Source organism: Aeromicrobium sp. SORGH_AS_0981 (assembly GCF_031453195.1).
Taxonomy (GTDB): Bacteria; Actinomycetota; Actinomycetes; order Propionibacteriales; family Nocardioidaceae; genus Aeromicrobium.
Window position 1 is genome coordinate 110,306 of record NZ_JAVIZD010000001.1, and the last position, 16,200, is coordinate 126,505.

The 16,200-nt window shown below is 72.2% G+C and carries 19 protein-coding genes; 14 read left to right on the forward strand and 5 right to left on the reverse strand.

Annotated elements, in window-relative coordinates; genetic code table 11:
* Position 1: 1 nt before the first annotated feature.
* From QE370_RS00590 to QE370_RS00605, 4 genes are all read left to right on the forward strand, one after another.
* Complete coding sequence (locus tag QE370_RS00590) at positions 2 to 199, forward strand: hypothetical protein (protein WP_309633039.1); 198 nt, start codon at positions 2 to 4, stop codon at positions 197 to 199.
* 421 nt (positions 200 to 620) lie between these two features.
* Positions 621 to 2,798: a molybdopterin-dependent oxidoreductase gene (locus tag QE370_RS00595; RefSeq protein ID WP_309633040.1), complete on the forward strand. Its 2,178-nt coding sequence runs from the start codon at positions 621 to 623 to the stop codon at positions 2,796 to 2,798.
* Between the two features lie 3 nt (positions 2,799 to 2,801).
* Positions 2,802 to 3,131, forward strand: a complete 330-nt coding sequence (gene fdxA / locus QE370_RS00600) for a ferredoxin (protein ID WP_309633041.1) — start codon at positions 2,802 to 2,804, stop codon at positions 3,129 to 3,131.
* Positions 3,128 to 4,141: an NAD(P)/FAD-dependent oxidoreductase gene (locus QE370_RS00605; RefSeq protein ID WP_309633042.1), complete on the forward strand. Its 1,014-nt coding sequence runs from the start codon at positions 3,128 to 3,130 to the stop codon at positions 4,139 to 4,141. The genes fdxA and QE370_RS00605 overlap by 4 nt, the downstream gene beginning before the upstream one ends.
* A gap of 93 nt (positions 4,142 to 4,234) precedes the next feature.
* Here the strand turns inward: QE370_RS00605 and QE370_RS00610 are convergent, their stop codons facing one another.
* Entirely contained in the window at positions 4,235 to 5,245 is a 1,011-nt protein-coding gene (locus QE370_RS00610; RefSeq protein ID WP_309633043.1) for a helix-turn-helix domain-containing protein, read from the reverse strand.
* A 218-nt stretch (positions 5,246 to 5,463) separates the two neighbouring features.
* Between QE370_RS00610 and QE370_RS00615 the strand changes: the two genes are divergently transcribed.
* The 7 genes from QE370_RS00615 (at position 5,464) to QE370_RS00645 (ending at position 10,211) form a co-directional block, all read left to right on the forward strand.
* A complete protein-coding gene (locus QE370_RS00615) occupies positions 5,464 to 6,027 on the forward strand; it encodes a molybdenum cofactor biosynthesis protein MoaE (RefSeq protein WP_309633044.1) in 564 nt (187 codons plus the stop codon).
* Positions 6,024 to 7,031 carry a GTP 3',8-cyclase MoaA gene (moaA, locus tag QE370_RS00620; protein WP_309633045.1) on the forward strand — a complete coding sequence of 336 codons (1,008 nt, stop codon included), beginning with the start codon at positions 6,024 to 6,026 and terminating at the stop codon, positions 7,029 to 7,031. Before QE370_RS00615 ends, moaA begins: the two co-directional genes overlap by 4 nt.
* Before the next feature lie 35 nt (positions 7,032 to 7,066).
* Positions 7,067 to 7,309 (forward strand): MoaD/ThiS family protein, encoded by a 243-nt coding sequence (locus QE370_RS00625; protein WP_309633046.1) that lies wholly within the window; start codon positions 7,067 to 7,069, stop codon positions 7,307 to 7,309.
* Position 7,310: 1 nt separating this feature from the next.
* Positions 7,311 to 7,748 carry a CBS domain-containing protein gene (locus QE370_RS00630; protein WP_309633047.1) on the forward strand — a complete coding sequence of 146 codons (438 nt, stop codon included), beginning with the start codon at positions 7,311 to 7,313 and terminating at the stop codon, positions 7,746 to 7,748.
* Between the two features lie 119 nt (positions 7,749 to 7,867).
* The gene (locus QE370_RS00635) at positions 7,868 to 9,088 is read left to right on the forward strand and encodes an MFS transporter (RefSeq protein ID WP_253021588.1); all 1,221 of its coding nucleotides are present in this window, start codon (positions 7,868 to 7,870) and stop codon (positions 9,086 to 9,088) included.
* Entirely contained in the window at positions 9,085 to 9,645 is a 561-nt protein-coding gene (locus QE370_RS00640) for a mismatch-specific DNA-glycosylase (protein ID WP_309633048.1), read from the forward strand. Before QE370_RS00635 ends, QE370_RS00640 begins: the two co-directional genes overlap by 4 nt.
* Before the next feature lie 122 nt (positions 9,646 to 9,767).
* Positions 9,768 to 10,211 carry an Hsp20/alpha crystallin family protein gene (locus QE370_RS00645; protein ID WP_067859422.1) on the forward strand — a complete coding sequence of 148 codons (444 nt, stop codon included), beginning with the start codon at positions 9,768 to 9,770 and terminating at the stop codon, positions 10,209 to 10,211.
* 52 nt (positions 10,212 to 10,263) lie between these two features.
* On the opposite strand, the gene QE370_RS00650 is transcribed toward QE370_RS00645, so the two are convergent.
* Positions 10,264 to 11,082 (reverse strand): SDR family oxidoreductase, encoded by an 819-nt coding sequence (locus QE370_RS00650; protein WP_253021592.1) that lies wholly within the window; start codon positions 11,080 to 11,082, stop codon positions 10,264 to 10,266.
* Between the two features lie 127 nt (positions 11,083 to 11,209).
* Here QE370_RS00650 and QE370_RS00655 point away from each other — a divergent pair, with 127 nt between their 5' ends.
* Positions 11,210 to 11,707, forward strand: coding sequence for a GNAT family N-acetyltransferase (locus tag QE370_RS00655; RefSeq protein WP_309633049.1), 498 nt, complete (start codon positions 11,210 to 11,212; stop codon positions 11,705 to 11,707).
* Between the two features lie 16 nt (positions 11,708 to 11,723).
* Here the strand turns inward: QE370_RS00655 and QE370_RS00660 are convergent, their stop codons facing one another.
* A complete protein-coding gene (locus QE370_RS00660) occupies positions 11,724 to 12,416 on the reverse strand; it encodes a tyrosine-protein phosphatase (RefSeq protein ID WP_309633050.1) in 693 nt (230 codons plus the stop codon).
* Positions 12,417 to 12,503: 87 nt separating this feature from the next.
* Here QE370_RS00660 and QE370_RS00665 point away from each other — a divergent pair, with 87 nt between their 5' ends.
* On the forward strand, positions 12,504 to 13,415 hold the full coding sequence (locus QE370_RS00665; RefSeq protein ID WP_253021598.1) for an SGNH/GDSL hydrolase family protein: 912 nt from the start codon (positions 12,504 to 12,506) through the stop codon (positions 13,413 to 13,415).
* Between the two features lie 458 nt (positions 13,416 to 13,873).
* Here the strand turns inward: QE370_RS00665 and QE370_RS00670 are convergent, their stop codons facing one another.
* Both QE370_RS00670 and QE370_RS00675 read right to left on the reverse strand, forming a co-directional pair.
* Complete coding sequence (locus tag QE370_RS00670) at positions 13,874 to 14,731, reverse strand: Bax inhibitor-1/YccA family protein (protein WP_253021602.1); 858 nt, start codon at positions 14,729 to 14,731, stop codon at positions 13,874 to 13,876.
* Positions 14,732 to 14,864: 133 nt separating this feature from the next.
* Entirely contained in the window at positions 14,865 to 15,410 is a 546-nt protein-coding gene (locus tag QE370_RS00675; RefSeq protein ID WP_309633051.1) for a DinB family protein, read from the reverse strand.
* A gap of 36 nt (positions 15,411 to 15,446) precedes the next feature.
* Here QE370_RS00675 and trmB point away from each other — a divergent pair, with 36 nt between their 5' ends.
* Positions 15,447 to 16,196, forward strand: coding sequence for a tRNA (guanosine(46)-N7)-methyltransferase TrmB (gene trmB, locus QE370_RS00680; RefSeq protein ID WP_309633052.1), 750 nt, complete (start codon positions 15,447 to 15,449; stop codon positions 16,194 to 16,196).
* Positions 16,197 to 16,200: the final 4 nt, after the last annotated feature.

The window sequence follows — 16,200 nt, forward strand, 5'->3', positions numbered from 1 at the left end:
CGTGGACATCGGCATCCTGATCCTCCTCGGCGTGCTCGCCACGTCCGCGGCCGGCCTGGGTGCGTACCGGGTCCTCGACGCCGCGCTCGGGCGACGCGCGGCGAACGGCCTGCTGCTCCTCGTGCTGGCCGTCGTGCTCGCCCTCACCACCATCGCCTTCGTCTTCGTCGCGGCCGCACGGCCGAGTGACGGACTGTAGAACGATCGCGAGGCCTTGCCCGCCTTCCCACGAGCGTCGCCGGCTGCGCTGAGGAGTGGGACGGACGTTCCGATCCGTCGCCGGTCGGTGGAGAACATGGCCATGAGCCCCGACCGCCCGAACCGCGCCGACGGCGCCTCCGTCCTGCTGCTCGTCCGTTCGTCGTCTCGTTCTTCCTCGGCGAGAACGCCTGGCTCGGGGCCATCGTGGTCGCCTTCCCGACGATCGTGTTCCTGCAGGCGTCGCACTGGATCCGCCGCTGACCACCCTGCGTCCCGGCGTGTCGCGCCGCTCGAGGGGTGCGACCGCACGGTCCGGCTGACCTGTCGCGGATCGTCAACTCCCTGTCGCTCGACCCAGCGACGGACGGGGGGTCCACGACCCAGGCTTGAGAGATCCCTACTCAAGCCCAGGAGTGATGATGACCCTGCTCGACGACTCGACACCCGAGACCGCGACCCGCGAGCTGACCGTCCTGGGGGCGTGCCCCCAGGACTGTCCCGACACCTGCGCGATGGTCGTCACCGTCCGCGACGGCGTGGCCGTCGACGTGGCCGGCAGCAAGGAGCAGCCGTACACCAACGGCGGCCTGTGCGTGAAGGTCGACAACTACCTCGACAAGGTCTACCACCCCGACCGCGTGCTCTACCCGCTCCGCCGCACGGGCCCGAAGGGCGCCGGTGAGTTCGAGCGGATCACCTGGGACGAGGCCATCGCCGAGATCGCCGCCCGGTTCACGCAGGTCAAGGAGGAGCACGGCCCCGAGGCGATCATGCCGGTCAGCTACCTCGGCACCCAGGGCATCATCAACGGCCTCAACGTCGGCGACCCGTTCTTCAACCGGCTCGGCGCCACCGTCGCCGAGCGCACGTACTGCGACTCCGGCTCCTGCACCGCCTACGCGATGACGATCGGCGACACCGCCGGTGTCGACCCCGAGTCGCTCGTGCACTCGAGGTTCATCCTCATCTGGGCCGCCAACATCATGAGCACCAACCTGCACCTGTGGCCCTACATCGCCGAGGCCAAGAAGCGCGGTGCGAAGGTCGTCGTCGTCGACCCTGTGCGCACCAAGACCGCGCGCCAGGCCAGCCAGCACATCCCCATCCGCCCCGGCACCGACGGTGCGCTCGCGCTGGCGATGATGCACGTGATCATCGACGAGGGCCTCACCGACGACGAGTACATCGCGAACCACACGATCGGCTACGACGAGCTCGTCGAGCGCGTCCAGCAGTACACCCCCGAGTGGGCGTCGCAGGAGACCGGGATCCCGGTGGAGACGATCCGCACCCTCGCGCGCGAGTACGCGACGTCGCAGCCCTCCGTCATCCGCATCGGCGTCGCCGTCGAGCGGCACGCCGGCGGCGGCCAGACCGTCCGCACCCTGTCGTGCCTGCCCGCCCTCGTCGGCGCGTGGCGCAACCCCGGCGGCGGCATCCTCCAGCTCCCGCTCTGGGCGTTCCCCGTCAACTGGCCCGCCTTCATGCACCCGGAGCTGCAGACTCCCGGGACGCAGGTCGTCAACCAGTACCTCCTGGGCCAGGCGCTCACCGGCGAGCTGGAGCTCCGGACGCCGCTGCACGCGCTCATGGTCTACAACTCCAACCCCGTCGTCGTCGCGCCCGACCAGGCGCGGCTGCTCGAGGGGCTCTCGCGCGAGGACCTGTTCACGGTCGTCAGCGAGCACTTCATCACCGACACCGCGCGCTACGCCGACATCGTGCTGCCCGCGACGACGCAGCTCGAGCAGGAGGACATCATGTTCTCCTGGGGCCACCTGTACGCGACGTACAACAACCCGTCCATCGAGCCGCGCGGCGAGGCCGTCCCCAACACCGAGCTGTTCCGACGGCTCGCCGCGGCCATGGGCTTCGACGACGACCCGATCTTCACCCGCACCGACGAGCAGATGATCGCGGAGGCGTTCGACTGGTCGGCCCCCGCGATGGAGGGCATCACCGTGGCCTCGCTCAAGGAGAAGGGCTGGGCCCGGCTCAACGTCCCGTCGCCGGACGAGTACGCCCCGCACCGCGAGGGCAACTTCCGCACGCCGTCCGGGAAGACCGAGTTCCTCTCCTCGGCCGCAGCGGGCGGCAACTTCGTGGTGCCGCTGTTCCGCCAGGGGTCGAACGACCACCAGCCGGGCCAGCCCGTCGACCCGCTGCCCCACTACATCCCGCCGCGGGAGACCACCTCGGCCGACCCCGACCTCGCGGCGAGGTACCCGCTCAACCTCATCTCGCCGAAGTCGCACGCGTTCATCAACTCCAGCTACGCGAACATCGAGTTCCACCAGAAGGTGCAGAAGCCCGCGACGCTGATCATCAACCCCGACGACGCGGCCGAGCGTGGCATCGAGAACGGCGCCGTCGTCCGCGCCTTCAACGACCGCGGCAGCGTCGAGCTGCTCGCCAAGGTCGACGCATCCACGATGCCCGGGGTCACGGTCTGCTACGTCGGCCACTGGCGGTCCGACTCGCTCGGCCTCTCGACGTTGAGCTCGCTGAACCCGACGCGGTTCGCCGACCTCGGCAACGCGCCGACCTTCTCCGACACGCTCATCGAGGTCGCGCCGGTCGGCGCGGGAGAGGCCTGAGCCATGGCGTACGTGATCACCGAGGCCTGCATCGACGCGGCAGACAAGGCGTGCCGCGAGGAGTGCCCCGTCGACTGCATCTACGAGGGCGACCGGATGCTCTACATCCACCCCGACGAGTGCGTCGACTGCGGGAAGTGCGTCACCGCGTGCCCCAACGGGGCCATCGCGTCGGAGTACAAGCTGACCGGGGAGCTCGAGCAGTTCAAGGACGTGGCCGTCGAGTTCTTCGAGACGTTCCCGCACGCGGAGGGCGGCGCCGAGGACATCGGTCCCCTGGGCGCCGACCACCCCGTGGTCGCGTCGTGGCCGAGCGGCGGAGCCGCCGGATGAGCGCCGACGTGGCCGGCACCGTCGACACCACGGGCTTCGACGTCGACGTCGACCTGGTCGTCGTCGGCGGCGGACCCGTCGGCCTCTACGCGGCGTACTACGCAGGATTCCGCGGGATGTCGGTGGCCGTCGTCGACGCGCTCGACCACCTCGGCGGCCAGACCGCGGCGATGTACCCCGAGAAGCAGGTCTTCGACGTCGCCGGGTACGCCGCGGTCAAGGGGCAGCACCTCGTCGACGCGCTGGTCGAGCAGGCGGAGTCGGCCAAGCCGCACTACGTGCTGGGCGAGCAGGTCGTCGACCTCGTGACCGGCCCCGACCACGCGCTGCTGACGACGGCGGCCGGCACGGTGCTGCGCGGACGCGCCGTGCTGCTGGCCGCGGGCATCGGCAGCTTCGCACCCCGGCCCCTGCCGGTCGGCACGGAGTACGTGAGCCGCGGCGTCGTCCACTTCGTGCCGCGACCCTCGGACTACGCCGGCGGCGACGTCGTGGTGGTCGGTGGGGGCGACAGCGCCGTCGACTGGGCCACGACACTCGAGCCCGTGGCCCGCAGCGTGGCCCTCGTGCACCGCCGCGACGCGTTCCGCGCCCACGAGGCGAGCGTGGCGCGACTGCGGTCGAGCACGGTCGAGGTGCTCACGCCGTACGAGGTGGCCGAGGTGCACGGCGACGACGTCGTCACCGGCGTGTCCCTCGCCCACGAGTCCGGCACCGTCGTGCGGCGCGACGCCGACGTCGTCGTCGCCGCCCTCGGGTTCAAGGCCGACCTCGGCCCGCTGAAGCGCTGGGGCGTGGACCTCGACCGCCGCCAGGTCGCCGTCGACCGGGCCCAGCGCACGTCACTGCCCCGCGTGTTCGCCGCCGGCGACTGCTGCGGCCACCCCGACAAGGTGACGCTGATCAGCGTCGGCTTCGGGGAGGCGGCGACCGCCGTCAACCACGCCGCTCCGCTCGTGCACGAGGGTGCCGCGGTCACGCCCGGCCACTCGAGCGACGACCAGCACTGATCCCCACCACAAGACCCTCGCCGACCGTCCGCCGCTCCCCCGGTGGGCGGTCGGCGAGGCTCCGGCCACCGGCCGCACGAGCAGTCGGCAAGCTCAGCGGTGCGGGCGCGTGACCGCGCGCGGGTCGCCCGAGACGGCGCACATCAGCTGACGGTACTCGCGCGGGCTCGTCCCGAAGGCCTGCCGGAACGCGCGCCCGAACACCGCGAGGTCGACGAAGCCCCAGTTGCGGGCGATCTCGCGCAGCGACTTGTCCCGCGCGATGCTGCTGCGGATCTCGCGGCGCGCCCCGTGCAGGCGGCGGCTGCGGATGGTCTGCGCGACCGTCTGGTCGCGGGTCGCGAACAGCCGGTGCAGCTGCCGGGTCGAGACCGCGATGGCGTCGGCCACCTGGGCCGGACCGAGGTCGGGGTCGGCGAGGTTCGCGTCGATGAAGGCGTCGGCCCGCGCCAGCAGGGAGACGGCGGACCCTCCGCCGGCCGCGCCGAGCGCCGTCGCCCCGCGCGGGAGCGACTGCGCGGCGACGGCGATGAGGTCGCCGATGTGGTCGGCCACCTCACCGTCGTGGCCGAGACCCAGCGTCTCCTGCTCGTCGAGCACGCTGCACAGCAGGTTGCTCAGCACCCGTCCCATGCCCTCGTCGGCCACGAAGGCACGGGCCGTCACGTCGCGCGAGAACCCCTCGCTCAACCGGAAGTCGTCGCGCCGCCACGAGTACACGGACAGCTCCCACTGCGGCGAGCCCGTCGGCGCGCGCAGGTTCCAGTCGAACGGTCGCGCGGACTCGTAGAGCACGAAGTCGCCGGGGCGCAGGTGCGCCCTGCGTCCGTCCTGCTCGACGACGGCCTCGCCCGAGCGGACCAGGCCGACCTGCATCAGGGCCTCGCCGTCGCGCAGGAGCGACGCGGGCCGGCTGATCTCCTGGTCGACCGAGCTCACGGTCGAGACCTGGACGTGCCCGAGCATCCGGCTCTCGACGGCTCCGCTCAGGTCGGCGCGTCGGTGCCCGACGTCGAGCGGGACGAAGTGCTCGCGGAGCAGCGACCGCCACCCGCGTTCGTCCTGGACGCGATGGTGGGTCGCCGGCGTCGACTCGCTCAGCATGGGAACAGGCACCTCCCGGGCACAGGTCCTGCGGTGTCGGCCAGGTTATCGCGCGCCGAGAGGGCCCTCAAGGAGTTCGGGAGCCTCCTGGGCACCCGTCACACAATTGTCACGTGCCAGCGCGCACGTGGCACGGAACGTCGACTTCCCGGCGCTGGCCGTGCGCACGACGTGCGCCTTCCGCGCGACGCTGGTCTCCCGACCGACAGGAGGCCCTCGTGACCCTCAGCGCATCGCGCCCTGACTTCGCCGGACGCCAGACCGCGCACACCTGGACCCTGGTCGCGACGACCCTGCCGGACTCCGCCGCGGCCGAGTCGTGGGCGGGGCGACCGGAGACGGGCGCGGTGGTGACGTTCCGGGGCCTGGTGCGCGACCACGCCCCGGGCCACACCGGGGTGACGGCGATCGACTACGAGGCCTACGACCAGGTCGCGCACGAGCGTCTGTCGCAGCTGGCCGAGCTGGTCCGGGCCACGTGGTCCGACGTGAGCACGGTCGCACTGTGGCACCGGACCGGCGTGGTCCGGCTCGGCGAGGCGAGCGTGCAGGTGACGGTCGGCGCGGGCCACCGCGACGCCGCCTTCGACGCCGCACGGTTCGGCATCGACGTCCTCAAGGCCTGCCTGCCGGTCTGGAAGCGGGAGCACGCTGCCGAGGGCCTGGAGTGGTCGGCCTCCGGCGTGGCGGCGACGTCCGTGGAGGAGGCCGCCAGCGCATGGCTGTCGCGTCACGGGGTCGGCGCGGCGACGGCCGGGGCGACGGACGGAGCAGGCTCGTGAGCACGCTCGACCTGCGCGGCCGGCCCCTGCGCGACCTGCGCGTGTCCCTCACCGACCGCTGCAACTTCCGGTGCGGCTACTGCATGCCCCGCGAGCTCTTCGGCGCCGGGCACCAGTACCTCGCCGCCGACGAGCTCCTGACCTTCGACGAGGTCGAGGAGGTCGTGCGGACCGCCGTCGACCTCGGCGTGCGCACCGTGCGGCTCACGGGCGGGGAGCCGCTCCTGCGGCCCGGGGTCGCCGACCTCGTCGCTCGTCTCGCCGCCATCGGCGACCTCGACCTGGCCATGACGACGAACGGCGTGCTGCTCGGGCGCCACGCCGCCGCGCTGCGAGCGGCGGGGCTCGACCGGGTGACGGTCAGCCTCGACGGCATCGACGACGCGACCTTCCGCCGCGCGAGCGACAGTCCCTTCGGCGTCTCGGCCGTCCTCGACGGCATCGACGCCGCGGTGCAGGCCGGGTTCCCGCAGGTCAAGGTCAACGCCGTCGTCCGGCGCGGGATCAACGAGGACCAGGTCGTGCCGCTCGTCGAGCACTTCCGCGGCAGCGGCCACGTGCTGCGCTTCATCGAGTTCATGGACGTCGGGAGCACCAACGGCTGGACCGGGTCGGAGGTGGTGCCCGCGGCCGAGATCAGGGCCGCGATCGAGGCGCACTGGCCGGTCGAGGAGCTCCCGCCGACCCGGCACGGCGAGGTGGCCCAGCGTCTCCGTCTGCGTGACGGCAGCGCCGAGGTCGGGCTGATCAGCTCGATGTCGTCGCCCTTCTGCGGCACCTGCACCCGGGCGCGCCTGACCGCCGACGGACGCGTCCACACCTGCCTGTTCTCCTCCACCGGGACCGACGTCCGCGGCCTGCTGCGCGGCAGCCGTCGCCCCGGCGACCTGCACACGCTGCTGCGCCGGGTGTGGGGCGGGCGCGACGACCGCTACTCGGAGGTCCGGTCGGCCCTGACCCGCCGGGCCGACGCCCCCGTCGAGATGTCGTACATCGGTGGATGAGATGAGATGGACCCCGAGAGCCTGTGGAGGAACCCGTGCCGACCCTGTTGATGTTCGCCCTCGCCCGTGACGCCTCGGGCCGGACGCACGACCGCTTCGACGCCGGCACGCTCGACGGCCTGCTCGACGAGGCCGTCGAGCGGTACGGCGACCGGTTCGGCGCCGTGCTCGACGCGAGCCGCGTCTGGGTCAACGGCGCCCAGGCGGCACGAGGGGCCGCGGTGGAGCTCTCCGACCACGACGACGTGGCGGTCATCCCGCCCGTGGCAGGGGGGTGAGGTGACCGCACCCGCCGCGGGACGCTCCTCCCCCGTCGTCGAGGACGAGATGCTGCACCGGCCGAAGTCGTGGTCGAGGAGCCTGACCGTCGGCGACGCCCGTGAGGTGCTCGCCGACGACCACCTGCACGCGATCCTCGTCGTCGACGGGGCGGTGCTGCGCGGCGTGATCGTGGAGGGCGACGTCCCGGACGACGCCGAGGACGACCAGCCCGCCCTCGTCCACGCCCGACTGGACGGTCGGACCGTGCGGGTCGGCACCACGCTGGACGAGGCCCGGGAGCTCCTCGAGCGGTCCCGATCGCGCCGGCTCGCCGTCGTCGACGCGGCAGGCCTCCTCGTCGGGCTGCTGTGCCTCAAGCGGCACGGCCGGGGATTCTGCTCCGACGCGGGCGTCGAGGCCCGGCGCGCGTCCCGCGCGAGCGAGCGTCCCGCCTAGGAGAGACCCCGCACGACGCCCCACTGGTTCGGGAATGCAACGACCTGGATCGACGTTGTCGCCGTTCGGGCCCGACGCGTCGGCCGCCCGCTCGCCGTCGACCTGATCCGAGGAGACCCATGACCACCACCCGGCCCGTCCAGCGGTGGGCGTTCGGCATGCTCCTGGCCCTCGTCGCGGTCTCGCTCGGCGTCTCCGGTGCGCCCGCGCCCCTCTACGCGCTGTACGCGCAGGAGTGGGGCTTCGCACCGCTCACGACGACCGTCGTGTTCGCGGTCTACGCGGTGGCCGCGCTCGCTGCCGTGCTGGTCACCGGGTCGATCTCCGACCGCTACGGCCGACGCCCCGTGCTCATGGTCGCCGCGCTGCTGATCCTCGCCGGCCTGGGCCTGTTCATGGCCGCCGACTCCGTGGTGTGGCTGCTGGCCGCCCGCATCCTGCACGGGCTGGGGGTCGGTGCGGTGGTGGTCGTCGCCTCGGCCGCGCTGCTCGACCTGCGGCCCGACGAGGGCGACCGCACCGGCCGGATCACGGGCGTCGTGTTCAACAGCGGCATCGCGGTCGTGCTCGTGGCGGTGTCGCTCATCGTCGACCGCGGGCCGGCGCCCACGGTGCTGCCCTACGCGATCCTCGCCGGCATCGTCGCGGTGCTCCTGCTGGGGCTGCTCGTCATGCGCGAGCCGCACACGGAGGAGCGCGCCGTCCGCCTGCACGTGGCGCGACCCCGCGTCCCGCGGGAGATCGCCGCGCACTTCCGGTTCTCGGCGCTGGGGGTGATGGCGTCCTGGTCGGTGCTGGGCGTGCTCCTGTCGCTCTACCCGCGGATCGCGTCGGAGGCCATCGGTGCCACGTCGGTGCTGTTCGGCGGTGCGGTCGTCGCCGCGTCGGCCGCGGCGTCGGCGCTGAGCCAGGCCGTCGGGGCGCGCTGGCCCGCCCGCACGAGCGCCATCGTCGGCGACTTCGGCACCGCCGCCTCCCTCGTGCTCTGCGTGCCCGCGGTCGCGTGGGGCCACGCCTGGGGCATCGCCGCAGCCTCGACGCTCGTCGGCCTGTTCTTCGGCCTCGCGTTCGGCGGGTCGCTGCGCCACCTGACCCAGCACGTGCCGTCGGCCCACCGCGGCGAGGTCATGTCGGCGTTCTACGTGCTCGCCTACAGCGCCATGGCCGTGCCGACGGTGCTCGCCGGGTGGGCCGCCACGATCTGGAGCCCGCGGACGATCTTCGCGCCGTTCATGGTCACGGTCGCCGTCGCCTGCACGGCGGCGGCGGTCATGGGGCTGCGCTCGCGCGCCGAGCAGCGCGCCGCCGAGGTCGAGGCCCCGGTCGCCGTCGCGTCGTGAGCGAGTCGCTCGACGACCTGCCCGAGGTGCCCGACCTGGCCGGCCCCGGCATGCGGCTGCTGCTGGTCGGCATCAACCCCAGCCCGCTGACCGCCCGCACCGGGTACCACTTCGCGCACCCGGGCAATCGCTTCTACCCGGCTCTGCGGCGGGCCGGGGTGCTGCCCGAGACGGCCACGACGCCCGAGCTGGCGGCCCCCGTCCTCCTCGCGCGCGGCGTCGGGATCACCAACCTCTCGCCCCGACCCACAGCACGGGCCGACGAGCTGGACGACGAGGAGGTGCGCGCCGGTCGCGAGCGCGTCGCCTCCGCCGTCCGTGTGTACGGTCCGCGGGTGGTCGCCGTCGCCGGGGTCACGAGCTACCGCGTCGCGTTCGCCGACCGCCGGGCCCGGCTCGGCCGCCAGTCGCACGACCTCGAGGGGGCCGAGCTCTGGGTCGTGCCGAACCCCAGCGGCCTCAACGCGCACGCGACGATCGACTCTCTCGCGAAGGACTACCGCGAGGTCGCGCAGGCTGCCGGCGTCGCGCTCGACGACGTCCCGACCCGCACCTGACGCTCGTTCGCCATCGGCGAACGCACACGGTCCTTGTCAGGGGAATTGAGTCGACTAGACTCAAGTTGAACTGGATGTCCGGTCGCGGTGGCCGGACCGAACGACCCACCAGGAGGACCATCATGAGCAACGTCTCCGTCTTCACCCGCCGTGACCCCTTCGCCGAGTTCGACTCGCTCGTCCGCAGCGCGTTCAGCCCGACCCAGGGCTCGGCAGCCCGCCTCGACTTCACGCCCGCCGTCGAGACCGTCCGTGACGGCGACGACGTCGTCGTGCGGCTCGAGCTCCCCGGCATCGACGTCTCCAACGACGTCTCCGTCGAGGTGACCGGCGGACGCCTCGTCGTCAAGGGCGAGCGTCGCGACCAGCGCACCGAGGAGGACGGCGAGAACAGCCGCCGGATCAGCGAGATCCGCTACGGCTCGTTCGAGCGCACCTTCGGGCTCCCCGGCCACGTCACGGCCGACGCCATCAGCGCCTCGTACGACGCCGGCATCCTGTCGGTCCGCGTGGCCGGTGTGTTCGCCGGCACCGAGCCGACCCGGATCGAGATCACGCAGGGCTGATCCAGCCCGCGTACCGCGCCCCCGTCACCCCTGGTGGCGGGGGCGCTGCACGTCAGAGGCCGAGTCGGCGCCCGGCGGCCGCGAACACGCTCTGGTAGCGCGAGCCGAGCAGTCGCACCGAGAGGTCGAGGACGTGGGCGTCGGCGCCCACGAGGACGCGCGCCTTGCCCTTCTCGACGCCGGCGAGGATGACCTGCGCCGCCTTCTCCGGCGACGTGCGGGCCACCTTGTCGAAGGACCGCGCGAGCTCGTCGTGGTCGCGCCCCTCGGCCTGGTCGGCGTTGCGGGCGATGTTCGTGGCGATGCCACCGGGGTGCACGCACGTGACCTTGACCGGTCGTCCGGTCAGCGCCATCTCCTGGCGCAGCGACTCGGTGAACCCGCGCACCGCGAACTTGGCGGCGTTGTAGGCGCTCTGCGACGGCATCGCGAACATGCCGAAGATGCTGGAGATGTTGACGACGTGACCGTCACCGGACTCCACGAGGTGCGGCAGGAACGCCTTCGTGCCGTGGACGACGCCCCAGAAGTCGACGTCCATGATCTTCTCGACGTCCTTGTACGACATCTCCTCGACGGTGCCGGAGTACGCGATGCCGGCGTTATTGAAGACCAGGTTCACGCGACCGAGGTCGCCGACGACGTCGCGGGCGTACTCCTCGACGCGCTCGCGCTCGGCGACGTCGACGAGGTCGCCGCGCACGCGCGCCCCGGTGGCCTCCACGAGACGCTGCGTCTCGGCCAGACCAGCGGCGTCGACGTCGCAGACGGCGACCGTGGCGCCGCGTCGGCCGAGCTCGACCGCGAGCGCGCGCCCGATGCCGGAGGCGGCCCCCGTCACGACGGCGACCTTGTGGCTGTAGTGGGTCATGCGCTGCGTCCTCTCAAGTCCAGATACCGTCGGTATCCGAAATGAGCGTAGGGCACGCCGCCCGCGCAGGGCAACCCCGTGACGCGTTCACCGCACGGCCCGGGTCTTTCGGCCCTACGCTCGTCGCGTGACGACGTTGCTGATGCCGCCCGGAGTGCGGGAGGCCCGCCCCGAGGACGTGGCCGACATCGTCGCCATGGTGCGCGAGCTCGCCGACTACGAGAAGGCCGTCGACCAGGCCCGGATGACGTCGGTGCAGCTCTACGAGGCGCTGTTCGGCGCCGACCCGCCGGCCCACGCCCTCGTCGCGCAGTCCGGGGAGGGCCGGGTCGTGGGCTTCGCCCTCTGGTACCGGACGTTCTCGACCTGGGACGGCGTGCCGGGCATCCACCTCGAGGACCTCTACGTGCGACCCACCCGGCGGGGCAGCGGCATCGGACGGGGACTGCTCGTCGCCCTCGCGCGGATCGCCACCGAGCGCGGCTACTCGCGCGTGGAGTGGGACGTGCTGCGCTGGAACTCCCCCGCGATCCGGTTCTACGAGTCGCTGGAGGCGGTGCCGCAGGAGGAGTGGCTGGCCTACCGGCTCACCGGCAAGACGATCGCGCGCCTCGCGGAGTCCTGAGCCCTGGACGCGTGCCTCAGACGAGGAACGCGGTGCGCAGCCGCTCGACGGTCCTGGTGTCGCCACCCACCGAAGCGAACCATGCGTCGACCCCGCCGGGGTGCTGCTGCCAGCGGTCGAGGACGTGCTCGATCGCCTCGCGCGGCACCGTGAGGAAGGCTGCGGGCACGGGCGGGTGGTCCGAGCCGGGGGCGCGCAGCCGCGCGTCGATCGCGGCGGTGGCGTGCTCAGTGAGCATGTAGTCGGCGGCGACGTCGTCGCGCGGGACGCCGAGCAGCCGCAGCAGGAGTGCGACGGAGATGCCGGTGCGGTCCTTGCCTGCCGCACAGTGCACCAAGGACGCGCCGCCCGCGGCCGCCGTGCTCGCGACCTCGTCGACCAGCTGGACGAGCAGCGGACCCGCGGTGTCGAGGACCTTGCCGTACAGGTGCGTCAGCGTGGGCGTGTCCTCGTGCCAGCCGGGCGCGAGCGACGACAGCAGCGACAGCGTGACGACCCGTGGGCCGAGGGGCGCGAGCGGGTGCGACCCGCCGTGCTCCATCGAGGAGCGCAGGTCGACGACCAGGGCGGGCGGCCACGGCGTGCCGTCGGGCACGGTGTCGGTGGGCTCGGGGACGCCGCTGCGCAGCAGCAGACCGGTGCGCACGGTGGCGCCGTCGTGGCCGACCACGCCGCCCACGTCGCGGAAGTTCGGGAGGGTGACGCTCACGCGGCTCATCGTAGGTGTGAGCACCCACACGCCCGCTGGGCGGCGCCTGGGGCGGCTCCCCGTCGCACGGACCTCTAGCATGGCGACGTGAGAGCCCCGAACAAGATCGCGTCCCAGGTCGCGGTCGGAGGGCTCGCCGCCGTCACCGGCTACTGGGGCGTCGTCTTCGGCGAGATCATCGTCGCCAAGCGGGCGATCGGCGTCACCGACGCCCGACCTCCACGCGCCGACGGCGTGTACGGCGAGGACCTCCCCCGCGATCCCGTCCGCTGCCTGGTGCTGGGCGACTCGGCCGCCGTCGGGTACGGCATGAGCCGCGCCGACGCGACCCCGCCGGCCATGCTCGGCATCGGTCTGGCGCACGTCCTCGACGCCCAGGTCGAGATCCGCTCCGAGGCTGTCGTCGGTGCCGTGACCTCGGACCTGCGCGACCAGATCGAGGCCGCGGGCGACTTCGACCCCGACCTCGTGGTCATCATCATCGGCACGAACGACGTGACCCACCGCGTGCCCGCCTACCAGTCGACGCGACTGCTCGGCTCGGCAGTCCGGCGTCTCGTCGACGGCGGCGCGCAGGTGGTCGTGGGCACGTGTCCCGACCTCGGCACGGTGCGCCCGATCCCTCAGCCGCTGCGCTGGATCGCCCGCCGCAAGAGCCGCGCGCTCGCCCGCAAGCAGACCATCGCGGTGGTGCGAGCCGGTGGTCGCGCGGTCTCGCTCGGCAGCCTGCTGGGCGTCCTGTTCACCGAGAAGTACGACGTCATGTTCGGCGAGGACCGCTTCCACCCGTCGGAGACGGGCTACGCCAACATGGTGTCGGTGCTGGTGCCGTCGCTCGCCGCGGCCTGGCGGGAGCGCGACCGTGACTTCGCCGTCGCCCACTTCGGCGGCTCCCCCGGCACGATGTCGCTGACCGACGCCGCGGAGCGCGCCGGCGAGCGCGACGGCACCGAGGTCACCCGCGACGGCCGCTGGGCCCGCATCCTCCGCCGCCGCTGACCCCAGCGACCGGTCAGAGTGGTCTCGATACGTCGGCCAGCGCACGATTCCGCTGGTCGAGTAGTCCGAGCGAGCTTGCGAAGCTCGGACGTATCGAGACCACCCGGCAACAGACCAGCGCGTGCCAACCCCCAGCGACCGCCCAGAGTGGTCTCGATACGCCCGGAGCACGCTCCTTCGTCACGGCTCCGCGCTACTCGACCAACGGAACCGCTGGTCGAGTAGGCGCCGCGCGTGAGGAACGAACGCCGCGGCGCCGTATCGAGACCACCCCGCAACGGATCAGCGCGATCAGGCCCCCAGCGACAGCCCAGAGTGGTCTCGATACGTCGCCGCCAGCTCCTTCGTCGCAGCGGCGACTACTCGACCGGCGGCGTCGCTGTCGCGTCGAGACCACGGAACGCCGACGGCCGGCCACCCCGAGGGGTGACCGGCCGTCGGTCGGGTACTGCGGTGTGTCAGTCCTGTCCGCGCAGGATGGCGAGGATGCGCAGGATCTCGATGTAGAGCCAGACCAGCGTGACCGTGAGGCCGAAGGCCGCACGCCAGGACTCGCGCTCCGGGAGACCGGCCTCGACGCCGCGCTCGACGAAGTCGAAGTCCATGATCAGCATGAAGACGCCGAGGACGACCGCGACCGCGGACACGATGAGCGAGAGACCGGGGTTGTCGAAGCTGCGCAGACCGCCCGACTCGAGGACGCCCGTGATGCTGAGGACGAAGTTGACCAGCATGACGCCGACGAAGGCGAACATGGAGATCATGACGACCTTGCGGAACTTGTCGGTGACCTGGATGTTGAAGAACTTGTAGGCCGCGAGCGTGGCACCGAAGGCGACCATGGTGGCCAGGACGGCCTGGAACACGATCGTCGGGTCACCCACGTAGGCGGCGATGATCTTCGAGAAGGCGCCGACGAAGACGCCCTCGGCCGCCGCGAAGGCCAGGACCAGGGCGGGGCTGACGACCTTCTTGAACGAGTTGACCATCGACAGCGCGAAGCCCGCGAGAGCGCCGACCGTTGCCAGCATGCCGATCGTGGCGAATCCGGTGGAGTCCACCGAGAGATCCGGGGTCATGAACCAGGTGACAGCCGCGACAGCGACCACGACAGCGAGGGAGATCGCGGTCTTCTCGACCGACGACTCGATGGTCATCAGACCATTGCCACGCCCGGTGGTGTGGGTCGGGCTGGGCTGCGAGGCCGAGCCGTCGAGGTCGATCTTCCACTGCGACGGATCTGCCGAGCGGGTCGTGGCCGCACCACGGCCGTTGAACCCCTCGGCTCGGTTGAAGACGGGGTTGTTGCTCTGCATGGTTCCCTCCAGGGAATCAGTACTCAGCACTTCTGAGGAGGTCGATGTGACCTCACCCTACATAACGAGGGAGATGCGCGAATCTATCCCGATCAGGACTGGTTTCTTCCTGAAACCAAAGGAAGCGCGGGGGTCATGCGTCGACGTCGACGAGGTGGTGCGCGACGTCGTGCCAGAGGTACTGCAGGAGGGTCTCCACGGTGAAGGTCGAGCCGTTGCTCCGCTCCCCGGTGCGGCCCCAGGCGTCCGCCGGCACGGTGTCGACCGCTGCCGCGAGCCGCTCGCCCGCGACCGTGAGCGCGGGCGCCACGACCGCAGGGCTCTGGGCGGCGTAGTCGTCCTCGACGGCCGTCGCGTCCTGGTCCCAGTTGGCGAAGCGTGCGTCGTCCTCGAGGAGCATCAGGCGGAGCCGGTCGTGCATGACGGAGAAGACGTCGCGCACGTGGCACGCGTACTCGAGGTCGGACCAGACGTCCGGGCGACGACGCCGAGCGACGTCGGCCCGGTCGAGCACCTGCCGCCAGCGCGGCAGCGAGTCCCGCACGAGCGTGCCGACGGCGGCTGCCTCGACCTCGCCCGTGACGAGCCCGCACTCGGGGCACGGCCGGCGCAGCACCCACGTCCAGTCCTTCTCGTCGGGGGCGATGGCGGGGTCGCGGGAGGCGTCGGCGGTGCTCATGCCGACGATCGTGGCGGACGTCCTAGGGTTCGAGCCATGTCCGACGCTGCCGACCTGCCGCAAGATCCCGCCACCTCCTCCGACGAGGCGCCCCGCTACCGCCGCGAGCCGGTGTCGTTCACGCGACGCGGAGGGCGTCTGACGGAGAAGCAGCAGTCGGCGTGGGACGAGCTGGCCGGGGCCTACGTGCTCGACGTGCCACGCGCCGGCCCGAGCACGTCGGTCGACCCCGGCTGGCGGATCGACCCCGCGTCGACATTCGGCCGCGACGCGCCGCTGGTCGTCGAGATCGGCAGCGGGCGCGGAGAGAACGTCGTGGCAGCCGCGGAGCGACACCCGGACTGGAACTTCCTCGCGCTGGAGGTGTGGGTGCCCGGCGTCGCGCAGACCCTCGTGCAGGCGCGCGCGACCGGGGTGACGAACGTGCGCCTGGCCGTCGCGAACGCGACCGAGACGCTGGCGACCGCGCTGGAGCCGGAGTCGGTGCACGAGCTCTGGACCTGGTTTCCCGACCCGTGGCACAAGAAGCGGCACCACAAGCGGCGCCTCGTGACCGTCCCCTTCACCGAGCTCGTCGCGCGCGTGCTGGAGCCGGGCGGCACGTGGCGCCTCGCGACCGACTGGGCCGACTACGGCGAGCAGATGGCCGAGGTCGTCGCCGACAGCCCGCACGTCGAGGGCGGTCCGGTCGAGCGGTTCGACGGGCGGGTGCTCACGAAGTTCGAGCAGAAGGGCCTGGCGAAGGGGCGCGTGATCCACGACCTCGCGGCCCGGCCGACGCGCTGAGCGA

What these genes read in the sequence shown, in the direction of transcription:
- QE370_RS00595 (WP_309633040.1), top strand. Translation starts at nt 621, where the DNA reads ATGACCCTGCTCGACGACTCGACACCCGAGACCGCGACCCGCGAGCTG.
- fdxA (WP_309633041.1), top strand. Translation starts at nt 2,802, where the DNA reads ATGGCGTACGTGATCACCGAGGCCTGCATCGACGCGGCAGACAAGGCG.
- QE370_RS00605 (WP_309633042.1), top strand. Translation starts at nt 3,128, where the DNA reads ATGAGCGCCGACGTGGCCGGCACCGTCGACACCACGGGCTTCGACGTC.
- QE370_RS00610 (WP_309633043.1), bottom strand. Translation starts at nt 5,245, where the DNA reads ATGCTGAGCGAGTCGACGCCGGCGACCCACCATCGCGTCCAGGACGAA.
- QE370_RS00635 (WP_253021588.1), top strand. Translation starts at nt 7,868, where the DNA reads ATGACCACCACCCGGCCCGTCCAGCGGTGGGCGTTCGGCATGCTCCTG.
- QE370_RS00645 (WP_067859422.1), top strand. Translation starts at nt 9,768, where the DNA reads ATGAGCAACGTCTCCGTCTTCACCCGCCGTGACCCCTTCGCCGAGTTC.
- QE370_RS00650 (WP_253021592.1), bottom strand. Translation starts at nt 11,082, where the DNA reads ATGACCCACTACAGCCACAAGGTCGCCGTCGTGACGGGGGCCGCCTCC.
- QE370_RS00670 (WP_253021602.1), bottom strand. Translation starts at nt 14,731, where the DNA reads ATGCAGAGCAACAACCCCGTCTTCAACCGAGCCGAGGGGTTCAACGGC.
- QE370_RS00675 (WP_309633051.1), bottom strand. Translation starts at nt 15,410, where the DNA reads ATGAGCACCGCCGACGCCTCCCGCGACCCCGCCATCGCCCCCGACGAG.
- trmB (WP_309633052.1), top strand. Translation starts at nt 15,447, where the DNA reads ATGTCCGACGCTGCCGACCTGCCGCAAGATCCCGCCACCTCCTCCGAC.